21 protein-coding genes and 1 pseudogene are annotated in these 18658 nt (G+C 43.7%); 10 read left to right on the top strand and 12 right to left on the bottom strand.

All coding sequences use genetic code 11. From position 1 onward, the window contains the following. The 3 genes and pseudogenes from ACWVCM_RS11730 to ACWVCM_RS11720 all read left to right on the top strand — a co-directional run. A pseudogene (locus tag ACWVCM_RS11730) lies at positions 1-216 on the top strand (hypothetical protein); the annotation flags it as partial. Positions 217-241: 25 nt separating this feature from the next. Next, the gene (locus ACWVCM_RS11725) at positions 242-769 is read left to right on the top strand and encodes a TRAP transporter small permease (protein ID WP_455201941.1); all 528 of its coding nucleotides are present in this window, start codon (positions 242-244) and stop codon (positions 767-769) included. Continuing rightward, positions 766-2043 (top strand): TRAP transporter large permease, encoded by a 1278-nt coding sequence (locus tag ACWVCM_RS11720; protein WP_455201940.1) that lies wholly within the window; start codon positions 766-768, stop codon positions 2041-2043. Before ACWVCM_RS11725 ends, ACWVCM_RS11720 begins: the two co-directional genes overlap by 4 nt. A gap of 142 nt (positions 2044-2185) precedes the next feature. Here the strand turns inward: ACWVCM_RS11720 and ACWVCM_RS11715 are convergent, their stop codons facing one another. Further along, on the bottom strand, positions 2186-2443 hold the full coding sequence (locus tag ACWVCM_RS11715) for a hypothetical protein (RefSeq protein WP_455201939.1): 258 nt from the start codon (positions 2441-2443) through the stop codon (positions 2186-2188). 198 nt (positions 2444-2641) lie between these two features. Next, the gene (locus ACWVCM_RS11710) at positions 2642-2845 is read right to left on the bottom strand and encodes a SlyX family protein (protein WP_455201938.1); all 204 of its coding nucleotides are present in this window, start codon (positions 2843-2845) and stop codon (positions 2642-2644) included. A 70-nt stretch (positions 2846-2915) separates the two neighbouring features. Here ACWVCM_RS11710 and ACWVCM_RS11705 point away from each other — a divergent pair, with 70 nt between their 5' ends. The 3 genes from ACWVCM_RS11705 to ACWVCM_RS11695 all read left to right on the top strand — a co-directional run bounded on the left by ACWVCM_RS11705 (position 2916) and on the right by ACWVCM_RS11695 (position 4375). Further along, a complete protein-coding gene (locus ACWVCM_RS11705; RefSeq protein ID WP_455201937.1) occupies positions 2916-3230 on the top strand; it encodes a DUF2288 domain-containing protein in 315 nt (104 codons plus the stop codon). 24 nt (positions 3231-3254) lie between these two features. Beyond that, positions 3255-3647, top strand: coding sequence for a YbaN family protein (locus tag ACWVCM_RS11700; protein ID WP_455201936.1), 393 nt, complete (start codon positions 3255-3257; stop codon positions 3645-3647). A gap of 257 nt (positions 3648-3904) precedes the next feature. Beyond that, entirely contained in the window at positions 3905-4375 is a 471-nt protein-coding gene (locus tag ACWVCM_RS11695; protein ID WP_455201935.1) for a CBS domain-containing protein, read from the top strand. Between the two features lie 26 nt (positions 4376-4401). Here ACWVCM_RS11695 and ACWVCM_RS11690 read toward each other — a convergent pair whose 3' ends face one another. Next, positions 4402-5292 carry an ABC transporter substrate-binding protein gene (locus tag ACWVCM_RS11690; RefSeq protein WP_455201934.1) on the bottom strand — a complete coding sequence of 297 codons (891 nt, stop codon included), beginning with the start codon at positions 5290-5292 and terminating at the stop codon, positions 4402-4404. A gap of 140 nt (positions 5293-5432) precedes the next feature. Between ACWVCM_RS11690 and rapA the strand changes: the two genes are divergently transcribed. Next, the gene (gene rapA / locus ACWVCM_RS11685; protein ID WP_455201933.1) at positions 5433-8336 is read left to right on the top strand and encodes an RNA polymerase-associated protein RapA; all 2904 of its coding nucleotides are present in this window, start codon (positions 5433-5435) and stop codon (positions 8334-8336) included. A gap of 65 nt (positions 8337-8401) precedes the next feature. Here the strand turns inward: rapA and ACWVCM_RS11680 are convergent, their stop codons facing one another. Both ACWVCM_RS11680 and ACWVCM_RS11675 read right to left on the bottom strand, forming a co-directional pair. After that, the gene (locus ACWVCM_RS11680) at positions 8402-8821 is read right to left on the bottom strand and encodes an OsmC family protein (RefSeq protein ID WP_455201932.1); all 420 of its coding nucleotides are present in this window, start codon (positions 8819-8821) and stop codon (positions 8402-8404) included. 64 nt (positions 8822-8885) lie between these two features. Continuing rightward, complete coding sequence (locus ACWVCM_RS11675) at positions 8886-9338, bottom strand: DUF4188 domain-containing protein (protein ID WP_455201931.1); 453 nt, start codon at positions 9336-9338, stop codon at positions 8886-8888. 264 nt (positions 9339-9602) lie between these two features. On the opposite strand from ACWVCM_RS11675, the gene ACWVCM_RS11670 reads away from it, so the two are divergent. After that, positions 9603-9872 (top strand): hypothetical protein, encoded by a 270-nt coding sequence (locus tag ACWVCM_RS11670; protein WP_455201930.1) that lies wholly within the window; start codon positions 9603-9605, stop codon positions 9870-9872. A 91-nt stretch (positions 9873-9963) separates the two neighbouring features. Here ACWVCM_RS11670 and ACWVCM_RS11665 read toward each other — a convergent pair whose 3' ends face one another. The 5 genes from ACWVCM_RS11665 to ACWVCM_RS11645 form a co-directional block, all read right to left on the bottom strand. Continuing rightward, positions 9964-10344 (bottom strand): FHA domain-containing protein, encoded by a 381-nt coding sequence (locus ACWVCM_RS11665; protein ID WP_455201929.1) that lies wholly within the window; start codon positions 10342-10344, stop codon positions 9964-9966. A gap of 221 nt (positions 10345-10565) precedes the next feature. After that, positions 10566-10817, bottom strand: a complete 252-nt coding sequence (locus ACWVCM_RS11660) for a hypothetical protein (protein WP_455201928.1) — start codon at positions 10815-10817, stop codon at positions 10566-10568. A gap of 305 nt (positions 10818-11122) precedes the next feature. After that, positions 11123-13513, bottom strand: coding sequence for an EAL domain-containing protein (locus tag ACWVCM_RS11655; RefSeq protein ID WP_455201927.1), 2391 nt, complete (start codon positions 13511-13513; stop codon positions 11123-11125). 247 nt (positions 13514-13760) lie between these two features. Then, positions 13761-14618 (bottom strand): pirin family protein, encoded by an 858-nt coding sequence (locus ACWVCM_RS11650; RefSeq protein WP_455201926.1) that lies wholly within the window; start codon positions 14616-14618, stop codon positions 13761-13763. A 52-nt stretch (positions 14619-14670) separates the two neighbouring features. Continuing rightward, complete coding sequence (locus ACWVCM_RS11645) at positions 14671-15336, bottom strand: FMN-dependent NADH-azoreductase (RefSeq protein WP_455201925.1); 666 nt, start codon at positions 15334-15336, stop codon at positions 14671-14673. A 113-nt stretch (positions 15337-15449) separates the two neighbouring features. Here ACWVCM_RS11645 and ACWVCM_RS11640 point away from each other — a divergent pair, with 113 nt between their 5' ends. After that, positions 15450-16367 carry a LysR family transcriptional regulator gene (locus tag ACWVCM_RS11640; protein ID WP_455201924.1) on the top strand — a complete coding sequence of 306 codons (918 nt, stop codon included), beginning with the start codon at positions 15450-15452 and terminating at the stop codon, positions 16365-16367. Positions 16368-16378: 11 nt separating this feature from the next. On the opposite strand, the gene ACWVCM_RS11635 is transcribed toward ACWVCM_RS11640, so the two are convergent. Further along, the gene (locus ACWVCM_RS11635; RefSeq protein ID WP_455201923.1) at positions 16379-16750 is read right to left on the bottom strand and encodes a hypothetical protein; all 372 of its coding nucleotides are present in this window, start codon (positions 16748-16750) and stop codon (positions 16379-16381) included. Between the two features lie 319 nt (positions 16751-17069). Between ACWVCM_RS11635 and ACWVCM_RS11630 the strand changes: the two genes are divergently transcribed. Beyond that, positions 17070-17609 carry a hypothetical protein gene (locus tag ACWVCM_RS11630; RefSeq protein WP_455201922.1) on the top strand — a complete coding sequence of 180 codons (540 nt, stop codon included), beginning with the start codon at positions 17070-17072 and terminating at the stop codon, positions 17607-17609. Between the two features lie 110 nt (positions 17610-17719). Here the strand turns inward: ACWVCM_RS11630 and ACWVCM_RS11625 are convergent. Further along, a partial coding sequence (locus ACWVCM_RS11625) for an ankyrin repeat domain-containing protein (protein WP_455201921.1) occupies positions 17720-18658 on the bottom strand: 939 nt, incomplete at its 5' end.

Here is an 18658-nt window from a genome sequence, read left to right as displayed (position 1 = left end):
GAAGGCCGTAAATTCGCCGCCGCAGCTGACAAGGGTGACCGGAATAAAATCGAAAAACAAGGTCCGGCAAAAGTCGTAGAACTAACTGCTGAAGAAAGGGCCAAATGGCGAAAAGCAACAGCCAAGCTTGAAGATAAATTCAGGAAACAGATTGGCGCAAAGTTGCTTGACGACATACACAAACTATTAGGAAACACAAACGTAGCCGCAAAATAAATAATACAAAACCAAGCGCGGTAATATGTTCGATAAAATAAATACAACAATCGACATTTTTGAAAAAGCGGTAATTACTATCGGCATGGCTGCCGGTACCTTGTTGCTATTTACCAACGTAGTGTTGCGCTACCTGTTCGACAGCGGCATTACCTGGGTACTGGAAGCCGTGCAGTACATTTTTGCGTGGGTTGTTCTGATTGGCGCTGCCCATGGTGTGAAGGCGGGTATTCACCTCGGCATCGATATACTTGTCGAAAAATTCCCTGCTGAAACTCAACGCATAATCAGTCTGATTGCGGCAGTCTTGTCATTGCTATTTGTAGCAACCGTGTTCGTGTTATCCATTCAATACACCATTAAGGTATATTCCTGGGGCGACCTTTCACTGGATCTGCAAATACCACAGTGGATCCCTTATCTCGCAATCCCTATTGGTCTTTTCCTGATGCTTTATCATCTATTACGCGTGACATGGATGATATGGAAGGGGGACATTCTGCATATTCATGCCAGTGAAGCGAGCAAAGCGCTGGAAGAGCTGCAACGATGACCACAGCACTTATTTTCCTGGCATTAATTGTATTTCTGTTAATCGGCGTGCCCATCGCCATCAGCCTGGGATTAACCAGTTTGGGATTTATGTATCTGGCATCCGATGATTCGCCTGCAGTAGTGGCACAGAAGTTATTTGACACTATGGAACATACCACACTGCTGGCCATCCCTTTTTTCATACTGTCTTCTCATTTTTTAACAACAGGTGGTGTCTCAAAACGACTCATAGAATTTGCCAAGGCCCTGGTGGGCTGGATGCACGGTGGTTTAGCTATGGCCGGCGTTGTTTCCTGTATGTTGTTTGCAGCAATTTCAGGGTCATCACCCGCCACTGTAGTAGCAATCGGTTCCATTATGATCCCCGGTATGATTGCCGCCGGATACGACAAACGTTATACAGTTGGCGTCATTGCAACCTCGGGCAGCCTGGGAATTCTGATCCCGCCTTCTATACCCATGATTGTGTATGCAGATGCGGTAGAGGAGTCCGTAGGAAAATTATTTATCGCCGGCATCATACCCGGCCTGGTGATGAGTTCATTTTTGCTTGTCACTACATACATAGTCGCCCGCCGCATGAAAATGCCCAGAGACGAATGGAAGGGCTTTGGTCATTTGCTCAAGAGTTTTATACGTGCGTTTTGGGGCTTGTTGTTGATTGTGATCGTTGTAGGAGGAATTTACGGCGGTATCTTCACACCCACCGAAGCAGCGGCAACAGCAGCGGTATATTCCGCGTTTATTGCTTTAGTCGTGCACCGCGATATGGGCATCAAGGATGTACCAAAAGTGATGCTGGACGCCGCCAAGATGACTGCTGTGCTAATGTTTATTATTGCCTGCGCCATGATATTCGCACATGTACTAACGGAGGCACGAATTCCTCAATCGCTGGCTGAAACAGTACTGGAACAGGATCCCAGCCCGGTTAGCTTTTTATTGTTGGTGAATATTATATTGTGGTTTGCTGGCGACTTTATGGAGCCCTCGGCCATCCTGTTAATTATGGCTCCACTGTTTCACCCAATTGCTATTAACCTTGGCATAGACCCGATTCATCTGGGTATTATCATGACGACCAATATGGAAGTGGGAATGATCACCCCTCCGGTCGGACTAAATTTGTACGTCGCGGCAGGTTTAACGGGAATGAGCTTAACTGAAGTCACCAAAGCCGCAATCCCGTGGATGATGGTTTTAATACTGGCTTTATTGGTCATCACTTATATTCCCTGGTTAAGCTTATACCTGGTCAACCTCCTCTATTAATTCGAAATTTGACCAGCCTGAAATCTATATTGCTCCTGAATAAAAAATAAAAAAAGCACAGCCCGTCAGGGGAAAAGCTGTGCTTTTGTCTGGACTATTGACAGTCCTCAGGGGAACCAACTTTTTAATCATCGAATAATAATTAGCTGTGCCTGGGGGTATGCCCTCTTCCAAAAAAACGTTCACTAACCTGCAATATCTGGGCGAACTCCTTATCAATCCATTGACTGACAGGATCATAACCGTATATACCAGTGAAAATTGGATAAGTTGCCAGCAAGGGCAACAACGCGAACAAACCAAGCGGCGTAAAATTGACAACTAAAGTAAAAACTATCAGGCCTGTGCCAACAACGATTCGACTGACTCTTCCGATTACATTCAATTCTGTGCTGTCCATATCTATATCCTCCATAGGTGTTTTGTATGACAGTGAACCACTTCGCTTGAGGATAATTAAAGCAAAGGCAAATTAGCACAGAGTTATGGAATTATTAAGAGAGACTTAACTCAAGTAACTCATTGAAAAAATAGCATTACTGTTGATGTATATTTCGACAGAAATCTTTTCTCGATAATCGATGCACAACGCGTAAACTCAGTAATGCGGTGGCGGCGTTTCCTGTGACTCATCCGCCAACATCTCGGGAGACAAAGTCTTAATTTGTTCCTTAAGCACAGCCATTTGAGCAGAAATTTGATCAATCTGTTGCTGCTGGTCCACGATAACATCATTTAGTTTTTGAATCGTATCATCCTGAAAAGCCACCCTGGACTCAAGCTCAGTAATTCGCCCTTCCATCCTATTTTTCCTCCCATTCTCAATGTTATAACTCTGGCGATTGATCATTTCCTGCCCTACAATATAGCCCATGAAGGATAGTGATAATAATTTCGACAATGAAGAACTGGTATTCCAGAAACTTAATCTGGAAACTGGTCAAATCAGTTGGCCAGAACTGCAACGATATTTTGCGCGCGGTGTCGTAATCATTGTGGCAAAAGAACTGGATCTGGTCGAGGTGGCAAAGCAATTTACTCTGGACAATAAAAACGTCGTGCAACCGTGGGTAGAAAAGGGGCTGGTAAAACACGCCTCAGATGAGGATGCTAAAAGATGGCACGATACCCAGCAGGAATTTTGGGCGGTAGTAACCGCTCCACTGGTACTGGTTCAACCTGTCTAGCAAACTGATTTCACTGATACAAAAATGCGTATAGTTAATGTAAGCATCGGAATACTCTCGTTGATACTGGGATTTATTGGTATCTTTCTGCCATTATTACCAACAACACCCTTTATATTGCTATCAGCGTATTGTTTTGCCAAATCATCACCGCGGCTGTATCAATGGTTAATTAGCAATAAAACCTTTGGCCCTGTCATTAGAGAATGGCAGGAATCCCGTACAATCTCGTCTGCAGTTAAAATACGTGCCATTCTTCTCATAATGACTACCTTCACAATCACTATATTATTCTTCATTGAGCAATCCTACCTGCAGTTCTTATTATTATTTATTGCCACTGTAATTATTACTTACATCGCCCGAATACCAAGTCGGGCCACTGTTCTAGCCGCCGAAACCGATACTGAGCAATAGGCCTGCTCAACTCACCTGCCTTTGTTTGGCTACTTACATCACACAGAGCAGAACACAAACCAAAATCAGCTTATCTTGAGCAAGCCACTCGCTAATTGAATGGCGTAACTTCTTATTGATCTATTCGCCCTTTCAATACACGGAAAACCAAGTTTTTTGCATATGACGTGCATCAATGAAATACTCGATAGATAAAGATACATTTAACACATAACCACTCCCGCATTCCTTCATGATTAATTCAAGGAAAAACAACAATGAAGACCATAAAAGATATCATGACCACCGACGTTCAAAGTGTTCAAGACGATTGGTCCTTAGAAACGTTATCACAATTTTTCTTTGACAAGCAGATATCAGGTGCACCCGTCGTTGACTCTAATGATAAACTGACAGGAGTCGTTTCCTTGTCTGATCTGGCAAGAAACAATACGCTTCCTGCCAGCACCAATGAGGAAAGCTCACACGAGTATTACAAGAACACCGGCACATTGAGCGGCATTTCCCAGGAAGATTTGAGCAAATTAAAAATTGAGTCAGAATCCATGATTACCGTGAAAGATATCATGACACCGATGGTATTTGAAATGAGCGAGGATACCCCCGTTCAGAAAGCCGCAGAAACTATGTTGAAAGGACACATTCACCGAGTACTGATAACACGGGATAAGAAACTAACTGGCATTGTAACAACGATGGATATGCTAAAAGTTATTGCTCATTCCTGACTTACACAGAAATTTGTTAACGCTGTTTATTGTGGTGGTTGCACCACGGCTGATTCGTACGGATATCGGTCACGTATTAAACCATTAAACATAAAAACATCCAGTAAATTATTATAACTCTGAACACTTATTACTGGATCAGGAGTCCAGCAACCCAGTCTTTGATAACAGGCAATCGTATCGGTTAAAACTTTTTTATCAATGCCGGGGAAAAATCCTGCTTCACCTTCCCGGGCAGCGATTTCTTCAGCGGGAGCCGATATAACATATTGCAATGATTTCCTGTATGCACGCATGAATGCTGTGGCCATGTCTGATGCTATCCACTCTCGTGTAGCACAGAGACTACTGAAAGCCACCGGACCAACTGCATCACCTACTGCTGCGACAACATATCCCAATCCATCCTGTTCCAATTGCTGTGGCGCAGGACCTTGCTGATGCACGTATTGACCCTTGCCTTTTCGAAAAGCACTGTCTATGGCGTTAACATCGCCAGCGTCCACAACGTCAAGCTGGTCAAACTCAATTCCCTGTTTGTGTAAACCATATTTCAACATTGCCATCGGTTGAAAAAAATGATCAACCAGAACCTTCTTACCCACCAGATGGGACCACTGGAATTCCGGATCTGGCTCACGACCAGCGATGAAGAATCCATCGCGTTCATTTATCTGGGCGAAATGCACAATGTCGATGATTTTTCCTGCTTCCAGATCGCTGAAACTGGTCGCTACCGCTGACTGTGCCAGGTGACAGCCACCATTCCGAAGATTTTCGGGTACAGTGTCATCTGGAGTTGCCGGACGATATTCGGGCTCCAGACCTTCGTCCTGTAAAAATCCCCCCGCAATCGTCATCAACAAGGGCGAATAAAATGCTGAATGACGTAAGGCCATGATGTTAATTTGTGTCATAATTAGATATCCAGGTAATACTTCGGTTGAGACCTTAGCAACCACTCAATTTTATATCGATTTACCATGCACTACAATTAATGTTGTCATCGAAGCCTGTAGATCACAAAAAGCAAGCATAGCTACGGAGAAAATAACGAATGCAGGAATTTGTACCAGGCCAACGCTGGATAAGTGATGCAGAACTCCAGCATGGTCTCGGCACCGTGCTAAAAACAGACCATCGAAGTGTTACGGTTGTATTTATCGCAACTGGCGAAACTCGAACCTATGCAAAAGAAACCGCACCACTATCGCGTGCCCGATTCTCAGTGGGTGATTCTGTTCGCAGCCATGAAGGATGGACTCTCACAGTAACATCGGTAGAAGAAGAAGACAGCCTGCTTACCTACCATGGCACACGCGATGGCAATAAGAACGATATATTACCTGAAAGTGAACTGGATAATTTTATACAGCTCAACAAACCCGTTGACCGGCTGCTTAGTGGCCAGATTGATCAGGATAAATGGTTTGAGCTTCGTTACCAGACATTGCTCAACGTGAACACACAATTACATTCCAATGTCCGCGGATTGGTGGGTGGTCGCACCAGTTTAATTCCCCATCAACTATACATCGCACATGAAGTTGCCAACCGATATGCCCCACGCATTTTACTGGCTGACGAAGTTGGCCTGGGTAAAACTATTGAGGCGGGCATGATCCTGCATCAGCAACTGATTACCGAGCGTGCCAATCGCGCATTAATCGTGGTACCGGAAACCTTGCTTCATCAGTGGCTGGTAGAAATGCTGCGCCGTTTCAATTTAAGGTTCAGTATTTTTGATGAAGAACGCTGCCTCGCCGAGGAAGAAAGTGCCACACAGGAAAATCCATTTCATACTGAACAATTAATTCTGTGTAGCCTGGATTTCCTGGTGGAAAATCCAAATCGCTTTCAACAGGCCTTAAACGGTGCATGGGATATGCTGATAGTAGATGAGGCACATCATTTACATTGGTCCCCCCAACAGTCGAGCACCGAATACCAGGTTGTTGAAGCACTAGCCAGTCAAACCAAAGGCGTTTTATTATTAACAGCCACCCCGGAGCAGTTGGGCAAGGCCAGTCATTTTGCGCGCTTACGCTTGCTCGACAGTGACCGTTTTTCCAGTTATGAAGATTTCCTGAAAGAAGAACAAAATTACGAACCTGTCGCACAAGCTGTTGAAGAGCTAATAAACGAAGATAAACTCAGCGACCGTGCTTATCACACCCTGGTAAGCACGATTGACGAAGGTGATAACTATGAATTCCTGGACCAGCTCCAGGGAGACAATATCGATGCTGACACTAAACAGGCTGCGCGCAATGAACTGGTGGAACACCTTCTTGACCGGCATGGTACTGGCCGCGTTCTGTTTCGTAATACAAGAACCGCCGTCAAGGGTTTCCCTGACAGAAAAATAACAGCCTACGCTCTCCCTTTACCCAGGGAATATGAATCCAGCCTGGCTGAATTCCAGTCCTCGGGAATTAGTCAGCCACAGGAATTGCTCAGCCCGGAGTTGCTTTACCAAAATACTGAAAACAACCAACAGGCACCGTGGACAACAATCGACCCGAGAATCGACTGGTTAATTGACAAACTCAGGGAACTCAAACCAGAGAAAGTTCTGGTCATAACATCAAGTGCTCAATCAGCATTGGACATCGCCGAAGCGTTGCGTAAAAAACAGGGGATCCATGCTGCCGTTTTTCACGAAGGTCTGTCAATTATCGAAAGAGATCGTGCTGCTGCATATTTTGCCGATCGGGAAGCTGGTACCCAGGTATTAATCTGTTCTGAAATCGGAAGTGAAGGACGCAACTTTCAATTCGCCCATCACCTGGTTTTGTTTGATTTGCCCTACAATCCGGATTTGCTGGAACAAAGAATCGGACGACTGGACCGCATCGGACAATCAGAAACCATTCAAATACATGCGCCCTACATCGACAACAGTCCCCAGCAAATCATGTTTCACTGGTATCATGAAGGCTTATCGGCATTTGAGCATACCTGCCCTGCGGGACATAGTGTGTTTGTACAGGTTGAATCAACCCTGCTGGAGGCATTACATCAAATTGATGAAGGCATTGAGGATTTACCCGCATTAATTGATACCACCAAAAAACTTCACCAGGAACTCAACGCCGAATTACAAAAAGGTCGTGATCGTTTACTGGAATATAACTCCTGTCGTCTTAATATTGCCAGGCAAATAAGTGACGAAATTCACCAGCAGGATGTGGATCAGGCACTGCATGATTATCTCGAAAAAGTATTCAATTGTTATGACATCGATAGTGAAGTTCACAGCAGCAAAAGCTACGTATTGCACCCAGGGCAACATACAGATGTTGCTGGCTTTCCCGGCCTGCAAGAGGATGGATCGACCATTACTTTTGACAGAGACACTGCTTTAACTAACGAGGATATGCAATTTATAACCTGGGAACATCCCATGGTATCGGGTGCCATCGACTTGGTATTAAGTAACGAACAGGGTAATACAGCACTTTGCGCAATCAAGCATAAAGACATCAAACCGGGCAACTTACTTCTGGAAGTCATTTTTATTCTGGAATCGATGGCCAGCGAGCAACTACAGGCAGGACGTTATTTACCTTTGACGACGATAAGAGTTGTTGTTGATATTAACGGGAAAGATGTCAGTAATCTGCTAACTCATGCCGTGATCAATCAGCATCAGGAACCTGTACCTCCTGAAGTTGCCATTAAGATTGTAAAATCGCATAAAGATGAAATAAGAAAATTGATCCAGCAAAACGAGAGGCTCGCTGAACAATACGCACCGAAAATTTTAGCTACCGCCAAGGAACACACCCACCAGCTACTTCAGCGGGAAATCAATCGTCTTAAAGCACTGCAGCAGGTCAATCCAAACGTGCGTCGTGAAGAAATTGAATATTTTGAACAACAGTATAGAAATGTTACCGAAGCGCTGGCATCGTCTTCACCGCGACTGGATGCGTTGCGAGTCATTGTATCTACGTAAAACGGCAACTCAGCCAAAGTTACACCAGCACAAAACATCTCTGGCGCTTACGTCATAGCATACTGCTATTCAAAGCGAATACTGGCCTGCATATCGGCTATGGGTTTAATATTCACGGAAACCGGGCAATGCGCCAACCGCTCCACTATAAAATCTTCATCGTCTTTGCCAGGTACGCCCGAATTCAACAGTCCTTCGAAGTGGATATGAAACTTTTGTATCTCCCAGTCTTTATTGGTTTCTACATCAAGCGTGCCTCTGGCTGATTTAAGTTGCAGACCGCGTTCTGCGGCGTTAACCCGGAAGTACAAATGCTGACAATTAAATAAGGCGTAAAGCAATACTAAAAATCCTGCAGCATAGTTCGTCGGGTCGTATTCCTGCCATTCACTATCCACCAAATGTTCAAATAGCAGTTTGGATACATCATTCTTCTCTGATTTATATTGACTCGAAAGACGAAACTGGAATTTGCGATTACTCATGGTGATTTTACCTGTTTTGTAATTTTGCTACTGATCAACGTTGCTTGATATGGAAAAATCTACGTTAAGCATCAATTTCAATTTTTGTGGATTTTGAGGGCGTTAATTGCGTGGCTTTACCCAGTCCAAATGGCGGCATGTTTTTATAAACCGCTTTAAAAGTACCCTGTTTGGCAAAATAAACCTCGTGCCACAAACCTATATCGCCACTGCGGCCTATCTTTGCATTAAAATCAAACCATGCCGGAAAATGACCAGCGCTTTTATCACGAGCGTAGTCCAGCAATTGTTCGTAGTTTTTCCAGTACTGAATACACACCCGCACACGACCTCCCCAGTATTCATACCCCATACAACCCTTCTCAGGAGTATTACTCAATTCTTTTAACATACGCTTAAATGCCAGTATCACCGGCAACCATTTGTGTATTTTCCAGTATTTATTGATTCGAAATCCCACAATGAACACGATGAACGGTTCATCCACGACGGGTTCCATGCGTTGTTTATTGATCATCACTTAATCTCAAAGACTGATAACTGAGTGCCGGCCAAATTAGGCTAAATGTAAATTAGCGCTTAATGCAATACAAACTCGCTAAAAAAGACCTGAATCATTTTTCTGAATTTACATTTTATTGATATGGATCAAATTCTACCTATTATCGCCAATTGAACGCTTATAGGCCTATAAAAATGCCTCAAAAATGATTCAGTTAATATTAATATTCTCAACCCTATAATGCCGCCCATCATAGAAACTATTTGGAGGCTTATCTAAATGAAAATGAAAGTTTGTAGTTCCTGCGGCTACATGGGGGAACCGGTTAACCAGTGTTTCGAAAGCTTTTTAGTAGATTTGTTTGTATGGTTAATCGTAGGCAGCGTTGCCTTAATGACCGGATTACTACCATTATTGATTATCCCGGCATCCTGGACTTTTTATCATATCATCCGATTTAAAACCAAATGTCCTGAATGCGAAAACCTGGATATGGTGTCCCTAAAAAGCTCAAAAGGCAAAAATGTATTAGCCCACACTCATCGTTAATCCAGCAGCAATTTCAAAACAGCCTGGTCGTTCCTTAAATGGGATCACCAGGCTTTTTTATGTCCGGATCATTCGTTCACAGTAAAATCTGTTACTTGGGGAAAATATAACCCTGTGGCTTTTTAGGGTCCAGTTTCTGAGTTTGCTCAAACTGCTTTTGAGGTGGGGTATATTTTTTCGTGGAAAACTTGAGCCGCGTATTTCCCACCCGAACAATATCGCCTTCTTTCAACACATGGCTGGATATTTCCAGGTTGTTAACATAAGTTTTATTCGTGCTATTCAAGTCTTCAATTATATATTCGTTCTGCTTTTCGTTGTGTTCACGCGGCCGTATGGTAATCAGGGCATGATGACCACTTACAGCCTCATCTTCCAGAATAATCTCATTATCCGGTGATCGACCAATACGCAGTTGCGTCTGGTCCAGAAGGCATTTAGCTTCATCACCAAGTCTTTGTAGAGTCGCCATTAAATCCGCTCAAAAAAAATAGTTGGTCTGTCGTAGTTATCGTAACAATTATCCAGAACTGCGTTAACTATTTCACAGTTATCGCCAATCACTTGTTTAAATTATAGACTGCGAATTCGAAACCACACAAAATTGCCTGCAACAAAATTCTCGTGATTTTTACCTCAGGAAAAAAAAGAGGGCTTTCGCCCTCTTCTTATTTTTCGATAGTTATCGGTAAATCAAATTTCCACCAAATCGTCTTTGCTCGATTTTGAAGATTGGGCAGACTCTTTCAACTGTTCATGCCCTGGAACATTCACGCTTGCTTCACCTTCAGAAAACATCCAGGAGTGGCTTTCTTTAAACTCCTGAGCATCCACAGACATTTCCTTTTTACCATGACCCTTTTTAGAACTGCATCCTTCGCCTCCAGCGAATGTGCTAAAAGGTAAAATAAGCATACTTAGCAACGCAATTAATTTTAGATTCATGTAATCATCTCCATCCGTTACACCAAGGTTTGATAACTTTATTTAGTGAGTTTTCATTTATTACATAATAGTCGTAAATAACGAGATCGCACTGAAATTCTGACTACATTGTTAGTCGCATGTTCAAAATAATTGACCCATCATTCAATGCGGTTTTTAATCTGCCATTTGCACGACGAAAATCACTTTCCAGACCTGACTTGTAAGTACCAGAGAATCCAGATAATTTTAATTTAGAATTTAATAGAACTGTAATTATCGATCTTGCAGAGGACAAATAACCACCGGGGCAGGGAAACGATTTATCAATTTATTTTAAATTTATCCTCTGACAAATAATGGACCTTAATATTTAGAGGCTCCAGGGCTTCGGGTACGTGAATACCAAAACCTTGCGCATAATCAACCTGTATTTCCTTAAGAAGTTTCAGGATATCCTGGTTTTCTACAAATTCAGCAATAGTTTTAATACCCATAACCTGGCCAATCTGGTTGATTGCATTCACCATGACCTGGTCAACGGGATCGGACAACATATCACTCACGAAGGCACCATCAATCTTAATGTAGTCAACAGGCAGATTTTTTAAATAGGCAAACGATGACATACCGCTTCCAAAATCATCCAGGGCAAATTGGCAACCTCTGGACTTTAATGCCGCAACAAACTGGCTGGCATGACTCCAGTTTGAAATCGCCGCCGTCTCAGTAATTTCAAAACAGACCTGCTGGGGATTAATTCGGCTGTCATCCAGCTCATTAATGCAATATTGTAAAAATCCATCATCACATAGTGACTGTCCCGACAAATTGATGGAATAAACATCGTTATCTTTTATCCTGGCGCTGTTTTTGTTTAGCCAGCCTAACACTCGATGAACAACCCATCGATCCACAGCCGCCATGGTGCCATAACGTTCCGCAGCCGGAATAAAAGCCATGGGAGCAATAATCTCGCCCGCATCATTTACCATCCTCAACAGAAATTCATAGTAACTACTACCATCGCTTTCCGTGACTGGCTGTACTTTCTGGTAATAAAGCAGAAACCGGTCATTTTCCAATGCAGTATTGATTTTGGATGCCCACTCCATTTCACCATGACGCTGTGCAACATCCTCATCATCGAGGTGGTGAATCCATACACGATTACGCCCTTTATCCTTCGCAATAAAACAGGCTGCATCAGCAGCACTAAGAATGGCTTCAAAATCACGGCAGTTTTCATCAATCATGGCAAGCCCTATACTGACACCGAGCGAAAACACCTTACCTTTCCAGACAAAACGAAAATCCCGTACTGTCTCTACTAACTGAGTTGCAATTCGCTCCGCTTTTGGCAATGGGCAAGCCTCTAATATTAGCCCAAACTCATCACCGCCCAGGCGCGCCATTATATCTGCCTCTCGAGTATTGGACTTCAACAACACAACAATCTGTTTCAGCAATTCATCGCCAGCTACGTGGCCACAGGTATCATTAACCAGTTTAAACTGATCCAGGTCGAGATATAACAAAGCATGCTTGGGTCGATCAGGATCGGCATTGGATAAAAGACTGGAAAGCTGTAATTCAAATTCACGACGATTGGCCAGACCGGTCAGACTATCGTGGCGGGCTTGCCAGGATAACTGGTGCGCCAGACTGCGCTCGTGCGTTTCATCGCGTGAAACCACTACGACGCCTAATCTTTCTCCGTTACTGTTGAAGAGAGGTGACGCCGTGTCTTTAACGGTGTATTCAGTTCCATCCCTGCTATCGAGCAAATAATGCTGTTGTAAGCCCATCACTTGGCCGTCAATATTTCCTTTATAGGCAGGGTGGTCAACCGCGTGACCGGTTAATTCATTTTTCACGCAATAGACCTGGGATACCTCTTTACCAATAGCATTCTCACACTGCCAGCCGGTCAAGTGCTCAGCTACAGGATTTAAATAAAGCACGTTACCCTGTGCATCCGTGGTAATTACCGCATCGCCAATAGCATGCAAAGTAACTTCAGCCTGTTCTTTCGCTTCAAATAATGCACCTTCAATTTGGCGAGCACGTCGTACCACTAATAATGTAATCAATACACCTAACAAGGTTACGACGATACCTAAGGCTATCATCATGAAATAAGCGTCTTCGTATTCCCGTTTGGCTGTAGCATTGGCGTTACGAGTAATTTCCTGCTCAATTTCAACCAGTTTATCGAAAGATGTTAATATTCTTTTTTCCAGGGGGAGGTCGACGGAGGACATCAGGGAAAAGACATTCTTATCAGCGCCCTCCACAATCATACCTACGATTTTTTCCTGCAGTGGCGCGCTACGCCGGATGAGACGTAGTGTGTCTTTAAACATTAACTCCTGTTGTGGTAAAACGCCCGCTTCTTCGAATTGCATTCGCAATTTTATAAACTGCTCTGCCAGCTCACTAAAATGCATATATTCATCATCGCGTTCAAACGGATCATCGGTGAGATAGATGGCATACATTGTCAGGGAGCGTTCGCGCACAATGCGTCGCATAGCAGTTAAAATATTGATTCGCTCAGCGCGTTCGGTAGTAACAGTTTCCATCGCATCCTTGATGGAGGCCATATGCGTAATACCCGTGATTGCCAAACTTATCATTAATGCAATCATCAATGATAAGCCAGCTGCAATTACGTAGTTGGCGTTGGTGAGAAATTTGTTCAGGAAAGGTGTCATTGTTTATTAACGTTATCCGCCCCTAACTATGATCGTAAGTTTAGCTAATTCCTTTATTATCGCTAAGGCCAAATTATTGACGTTCCAGCAATTCGATGAATTAAGCAAATGTAATGCCTAATAAACTCAAAACACCATCGAATACATCGAAATGATAATTTATCCAAAAAAATTGCCATATTTAAAAATAAAAAACGCCCGTGTGGTTCGGGCGTTCACGTGAGCTGAATTACAAATTACTGGAACATCAAGCAGTGACAAAGCTCGCTTTCTCGCGTACCAGCTTGCCTTCTCGATAGTCGATAAATGCTTGCTGGATATCTTCCTGCGTCGTCATCACAAATGGTCCATATTGCACAATGGGTTCATTCAGCGGCTGACCCGCCACTAAAATAAAGCGAGCGTTATTGCTACCGGCCGTCACTTCAAGCGAGTTTCCTTCACCCAATAGCGCAAAGGAATGGTTTGGCAACGCCGTATTGCCAATCAGGGCATCCCCCTCGAAGACATAGACGAATCCCTGTAACTTCACATCAAGATCATGAATAAAAGTTTTGCCCGCATTTAATGTAATATCAAAATATTGCACATGAGTGAAGGGGTCGTTCACAGGGCCCTGCTGTCCCTGGTAATTCCCGACTAATACTTTTACCTGTCGGTCTTCAGTTTTTACTACCGGAATCACCTCCGGTGGAAATTCCTGATAACCCGGCTCACTCATTTTTTCTTTCGCCGGCAAATTAACCCACAACTGGAAACCTCGCATCATACCGGCGGTTTGCTGGGGCATTTCTGAATGAATCACACCACTGGCCGCTTTCATCCATTGTGCCCCGCCGGCGCGTAAATCACCGCGATTGCCCATACTGTCCTGGTGCAACATGTGCCCGTCGAGCATATAGGTAAAGGTATTAAAACCTCGATGCGGGTGATCTGGAAACCCAGCGATATAGTCATCCGGATCGTCACTGCTGAAATGATCCAGCAATAAAAAGGGATCCAGGTTGCGCAAAGCGGGCGTACCGATAGTACGATGCACCGTAACTCCGGCACCTTCTGATACAGCCATGGCCTGAATTAATTGTTTAACGGTACGCTTTGTCATTATTCACTCCTTTTTCGTGTCTAAACGAATTTAAAACAGGTCTCGTAATTACCTACGCTGCGCTACGGAGTTTTTCCTGTAATTGTTCCACGGCATGCTGAATTTGTTGGCCTGCATGCTGTTTACTTTCCTCATCGTTAAAATTCATGCGTTCGGCGCTTATCAGCTCCACATCGTGAATCCCTAAAAATCCTAATACGTGACGCAGGTAACCGCTTGCGTAATCAATTTCGCTGCCAATTGGTGTACCACCCGATGCCAGCACAACATAGGCCTTTTTGTTCTCCAGCAGTCCCACCGGTCCGTTTTCTGTGTAGCGAAATGTGAGGCCAGCCCGTGCCACTAAATCAATCCATGCCTTAAGTGCAGCCGGGATACTGAAATTATACATGGGTGCTCCCAATACAAGGACATCCGCCTCCTGCAGCTCTTTCACTAACTGATCCGATTGCGCCAGCACACGCAATTGCGCTTCACTGCGTTGATCAGCAGGTGTGAAATTGGCGTTTACCCAATCGGCATCGATATAGGCCAGGGCATCGCTTACGACATCCCGCTGTTGAACCACAACAGCATCATGACGTTTCTGCAATTCAGCAATAAAATCATTTGCCAACTGACGCGTCACTGATCCATCGTAGCGACTACTGGCATCAATTTTCAAAATTCGTAAGGCCTTAGAATTAGGTGATTTATCGATTTGCTTATCCACATTCATCACTTTTTGTTCCTCTGCACTGTTTGTGTTTGTCGTTGAAAACAGTTTAGAAGTTGTTTTATGGAGAATAAACAGCTAAATTAACAAAATATTGTTCTCTATTTGGCAACAATATGGATCGATTCGAGAATCTACAAACTTTCGTCAAGGTGGTTGATTTCGGCAGCATCAGTGCAGCCGCTGAGCACATGGGCATTGCGAAATCGGCGGTGAGCCGCCGGATATCCGAGCTGGAGCAACATCTGGCTGTACAGTTATTTCGTCGCACCACTCGCCAGTTAAACCTCACAGACAGCGGTAAGAGCTTTTATCAGCGCGCAATTCAAATACTCACAGATTTAGAAGAAGCGGAACTGGCTGTTTCCCAACAGCACGGCGAATTGGCAGGTGTCATCAAAATTGCGGCGCCCCTGTCTTTCGGCTTATTACACCTGACATCCGCCTTTACGGAATTCATGAAAGCAAATCCAAAATTACAGCTGGACCTGGACTTTAATGATCGCCACATTGATATTTTACAAGAGGGCTTTGACCTGGCGATTCGGGTCACTCGGCTTGCCGATTCCAGTTTCATTGCCCGGCGCCTGGCAACAATTCGTCACATGGTATGCGCCAGCCCGGAGTACCTGAAGCTTTATGGAACACCGCAATCACCTGACGCATTACAGCATCACCGATGTCTCTCCTATAGCAATATCCACGACTCCAATTTGTGGCATTACCAGGATCAGAATGGCAATAAGGGTCAAGTAAAAGTACCCGTCGTTCTGAGCGCCAATAATGGCGATTTTTTACGTCAAGCTGCCACTGCAGGATTGGGTATCATCCTGGAGCCAACATTTATCATCTATGATGCGATTAACAAGGGACAGCTGGTGCCTTTGCTCGAAGACTACCAATGGCCAGCCATTGATGCTTATGCGATCTATCCGCACACCCGTCATTTATCACAACGTGTACGAGCTTTGGTGGATTTCCTGGTGAAAAGATTTGAAGGCACACCTTACTGGGATTCCTCGCTAGAAAAGTAACAAAGAAAATCTTAGAAACGATCGGCGATAGTCTCCGATTTTGCGGTAAGTACTTCACCTTCACTGGATTTAATAACCAGCTTTAGATAAATCTTGTCGGTCCCCAACGCTTCATCGAGAATTTCACACGGCACTACAAAATTACGACTTACAGGCATCTCCTGGGCGCGATCCACAACGTGGGCGTCGTAAAACCGGTTACCCAGAGTCTGATCGAGAAGCATATCTTCGCCATGGAGTTCAACCACTACGCTAAATGCATCATCATGATGGTATTCAGCGGCCGCAATCTGTAAGTAATAGGAATATTCCACGGTGCAAATATGTCCAACAGCATGCGAGCTGCGAGTGATAGTAAAAATTAAAGACTTTATAGTTGCCACATTGACTGCCTGGATTTAGCCCTTGCCGAGGATACCCACCCTGAATTCCTGAGAATTCTGCGCACCTCATCCTTAATTTATCTACAAAATATCACCCTTTGAAAAAAGCTTATTGACTTAGCGCAGGAAATTCAATTTCACTCCAGGTAAAAGTACCAGTTTTTCAGCTGCTTACCTCTTTATCATAATTACTTAGAGAAAGAAAATGCCTACTTACTATTGATGATAAAATAAACAGTTTTACAAGCACTTCGGTTCATGTATGCTACTTATTGATCCTGTTAGTCATCATGGTTGTAATAAGTTGGGGGAAGTAGTTATGGGATTGTTTCAAAAAACCAGATCTGAAGACAAAAGCAAAGACGAATTACCGAAATACGTAGACAGTTTGCTCGAAGACTCTCATAAAACAACAAACGAAGAGATTGATGAGCGTTTTTCTGTCGCAACTATGTCACTCAATAACAATTATGGCATTGATCACGTAGTCGCACTCATGCGTGACTTACCAAATGATAACAGTGAAGTTGTTGTGGCAGTAGTTACCAAAACCCTGGAATCTGCCAATATAAATATTAGCAACATCATTACCGATGCAGCAAAAAAAGAGCAAATGCTGGAATCCGAAATCCATCAACTAAAAGACGAAATTAAAACTCTTCAGGCGCAGATTGCAGAAAAAGAAGAAAAAATTAGTGTTTCAACTGCAATACTTGAAGAAACCAAAAAGGTAAAAGGATTGCTAGAGGATTCTGACCTGGACGACGAGAAACAGCCCGCCAAAATTGACTCATCTGAGAAAGAAGAATTAGCGGATACGAAAATGCAGCTAACTTCAAAGCGTACCGCTGAAGCTTAAAAACGCGCTAATTAATCCTGGTGCTAACTCCCTGTCACTAACCAACTGTTGATATAAGGGCAGCAAATTCAACGCGAAATCGCAATCTCCTCTACGTGCTGCCCAAATTTTTACTTTAAACCGGTAAGTTTTTTATAATCCTGAATTACCTTAACAACGTCGCGGTGCCCGCGATCCTCCGCGTGTTTCAGCGCCGTTAATCCACCATCGTCTTTTGCATTTACATTTGCTCCAATGCTGAGCAAGCGCTTTACGATGTTCTTGTTATTCTCTTTTGCGGCCACGATCAGTGCAGTGGTTTTATTACTATCGTATTCTTCAATTCTCGCCCCAGCACTGATCAGGGAGTTTACGAGCTGATAATTCCCCATTTGTGTTGCGAGTATTAAAGGTGTTACACCATCCGACTCCCGCTTCTGATTTACATCGACACTATGTTCAATCATATGTTTTACAATAGAGCGGCGTTTATTCTCGATGGCATAAGTAAATGCTGTATTACTGCTTTCTGATGCGTTCGGATCCAGTCCTTTCTCAAGAAGTTTTGACGCCAGCTTAGCGCAGTCCTTCTCAATAATACTCTTCCACTTCTGAAAATCAGTTGCAGTCTTCTCGAAAGGCTTACTACATTCCTTGTTATCGGATTCAGCCAATTTCTCTCCATTTTCCGATTCTGATACGCGCTTTAATTTTGTAGCACTACCATCAGGCTCACGCAGTACTAATTCATTTTCGGAAACCTTTTCTATGACAGAAAAATGCTTGGTTTTTCTACTGGCATATGTCCAGTTTCCCTTTCCCTGCTCATACGTCCATTTGACCATTTCGCCACTTATCTTCCACCATCCAACACCATTATATTTAAATTTTTGACCTCGTTGGGTGCGATCTTCAAACCTTCCGTCGAAACTAAGATTTACGTATACTTTTTCGCCCTTGCGATCACCCACCCAGTTTCCTATTACGGCGCTCTGCAGTTTTCTTTCTTGAGGCGTTCCAGACATCCTTTTTGAAGTTGGATTCTGGTGCACCTGGTTTTTTGGCGGTGG

This window comes from Kaarinaea lacus (assembly GCF_975902315.1).
This window is presented reverse-complemented; position numbering and strand designations above follow the sequence as displayed.

Coding starts and splice junctions, on each gene's coding strand:
- rapA (WP_455201933.1), top strand. CDS start 5,433: ATGCAGGAATTTGTACCAGGCCAACGCTGGATAAGTGATGCAGAACTC.
- ACWVCM_RS11690 (WP_455201934.1), bottom strand. CDS start 5,292: ATGACACAAATTAACATCATGGCCTTACGTCATTCAGCATTTTATTCG.
- ACWVCM_RS11725 (WP_455201941.1), top strand. CDS start 242: ATGTTCGATAAAATAAATACAACAATCGACATTTTTGAAAAAGCGGTA.
- ACWVCM_RS11630 (WP_455201922.1), top strand. CDS start 17,070: ATGGGATTGTTTCAAAAAACCAGATCTGAAGACAAAAGCAAAGACGAA.
- ACWVCM_RS11650 (WP_455201926.1), bottom strand. CDS start 14,618: ATGACAAAGCGTACCGTTAAACAATTAATTCAGGCCATGGCTGTATCA.
- ACWVCM_RS11645 (WP_455201925.1), bottom strand. CDS start 15,336: ATGAATGTGGATAAGCAAATCGATAAATCACCTAATTCTAAGGCCTTA.
- ACWVCM_RS11660 (WP_455201928.1), bottom strand. CDS start 10,817: ATGAATCTAAAATTAATTGCGTTGCTAAGTATGCTTATTTTACCTTTT.
- ACWVCM_RS11705 (WP_455201937.1), top strand. CDS start 2,916: ATGAAGGATAGTGATAATAATTTCGACAATGAAGAACTGGTATTCCAG.
- ACWVCM_RS11720 (WP_455201940.1), top strand. CDS start 766: ATGACCACAGCACTTATTTTCCTGGCATTAATTGTATTTCTGTTAATC.
- ACWVCM_RS11640 (WP_455201924.1), top strand. CDS start 15,450: ATGGATCGATTCGAGAATCTACAAACTTTCGTCAAGGTGGTTGATTTC.
- ACWVCM_RS11665 (WP_455201929.1), bottom strand. CDS start 10,344: ATGGCGACTCTACAAAGACTTGGTGATGAAGCTAAATGCCTTCTGGAC.
- ACWVCM_RS11710 (WP_455201938.1), bottom strand. CDS start 2,845: ATGGAAGGGCGAATTACTGAGCTTGAGTCCAGGGTGGCTTTTCAGGAT.
- ACWVCM_RS11680 (WP_455201932.1), bottom strand. CDS start 8,821: ATGAGTAATCGCAAATTCCAGTTTCGTCTTTCGAGTCAATATAAATCA.
- ACWVCM_RS11670 (WP_455201930.1), top strand. CDS start 9,603: ATGAAAATGAAAGTTTGTAGTTCCTGCGGCTACATGGGGGAACCGGTT.
- ACWVCM_RS11655 (WP_455201927.1), bottom strand. CDS start 13,513: ATGACACCTTTCCTGAACAAATTTCTCACCAACGCCAACTACGTAATT.
- ACWVCM_RS11675 (WP_455201931.1), bottom strand. CDS start 9,338: ATGATCAATAAACAACGCATGGAACCCGTCGTGGATGAACCGTTCATC.
- ACWVCM_RS11715 (WP_455201939.1), bottom strand. CDS start 2,443: ATGGACAGCACAGAATTGAATGTAATCGGAAGAGTCAGTCGAATCGTT.
- ACWVCM_RS11700 (WP_455201936.1), top strand. CDS start 3,255: ATGCGTATAGTTAATGTAAGCATCGGAATACTCTCGTTGATACTGGGA.
- ACWVCM_RS11695 (WP_455201935.1), top strand. CDS start 3,905: ATGAAGACCATAAAAGATATCATGACCACCGACGTTCAAAGTGTTCAA.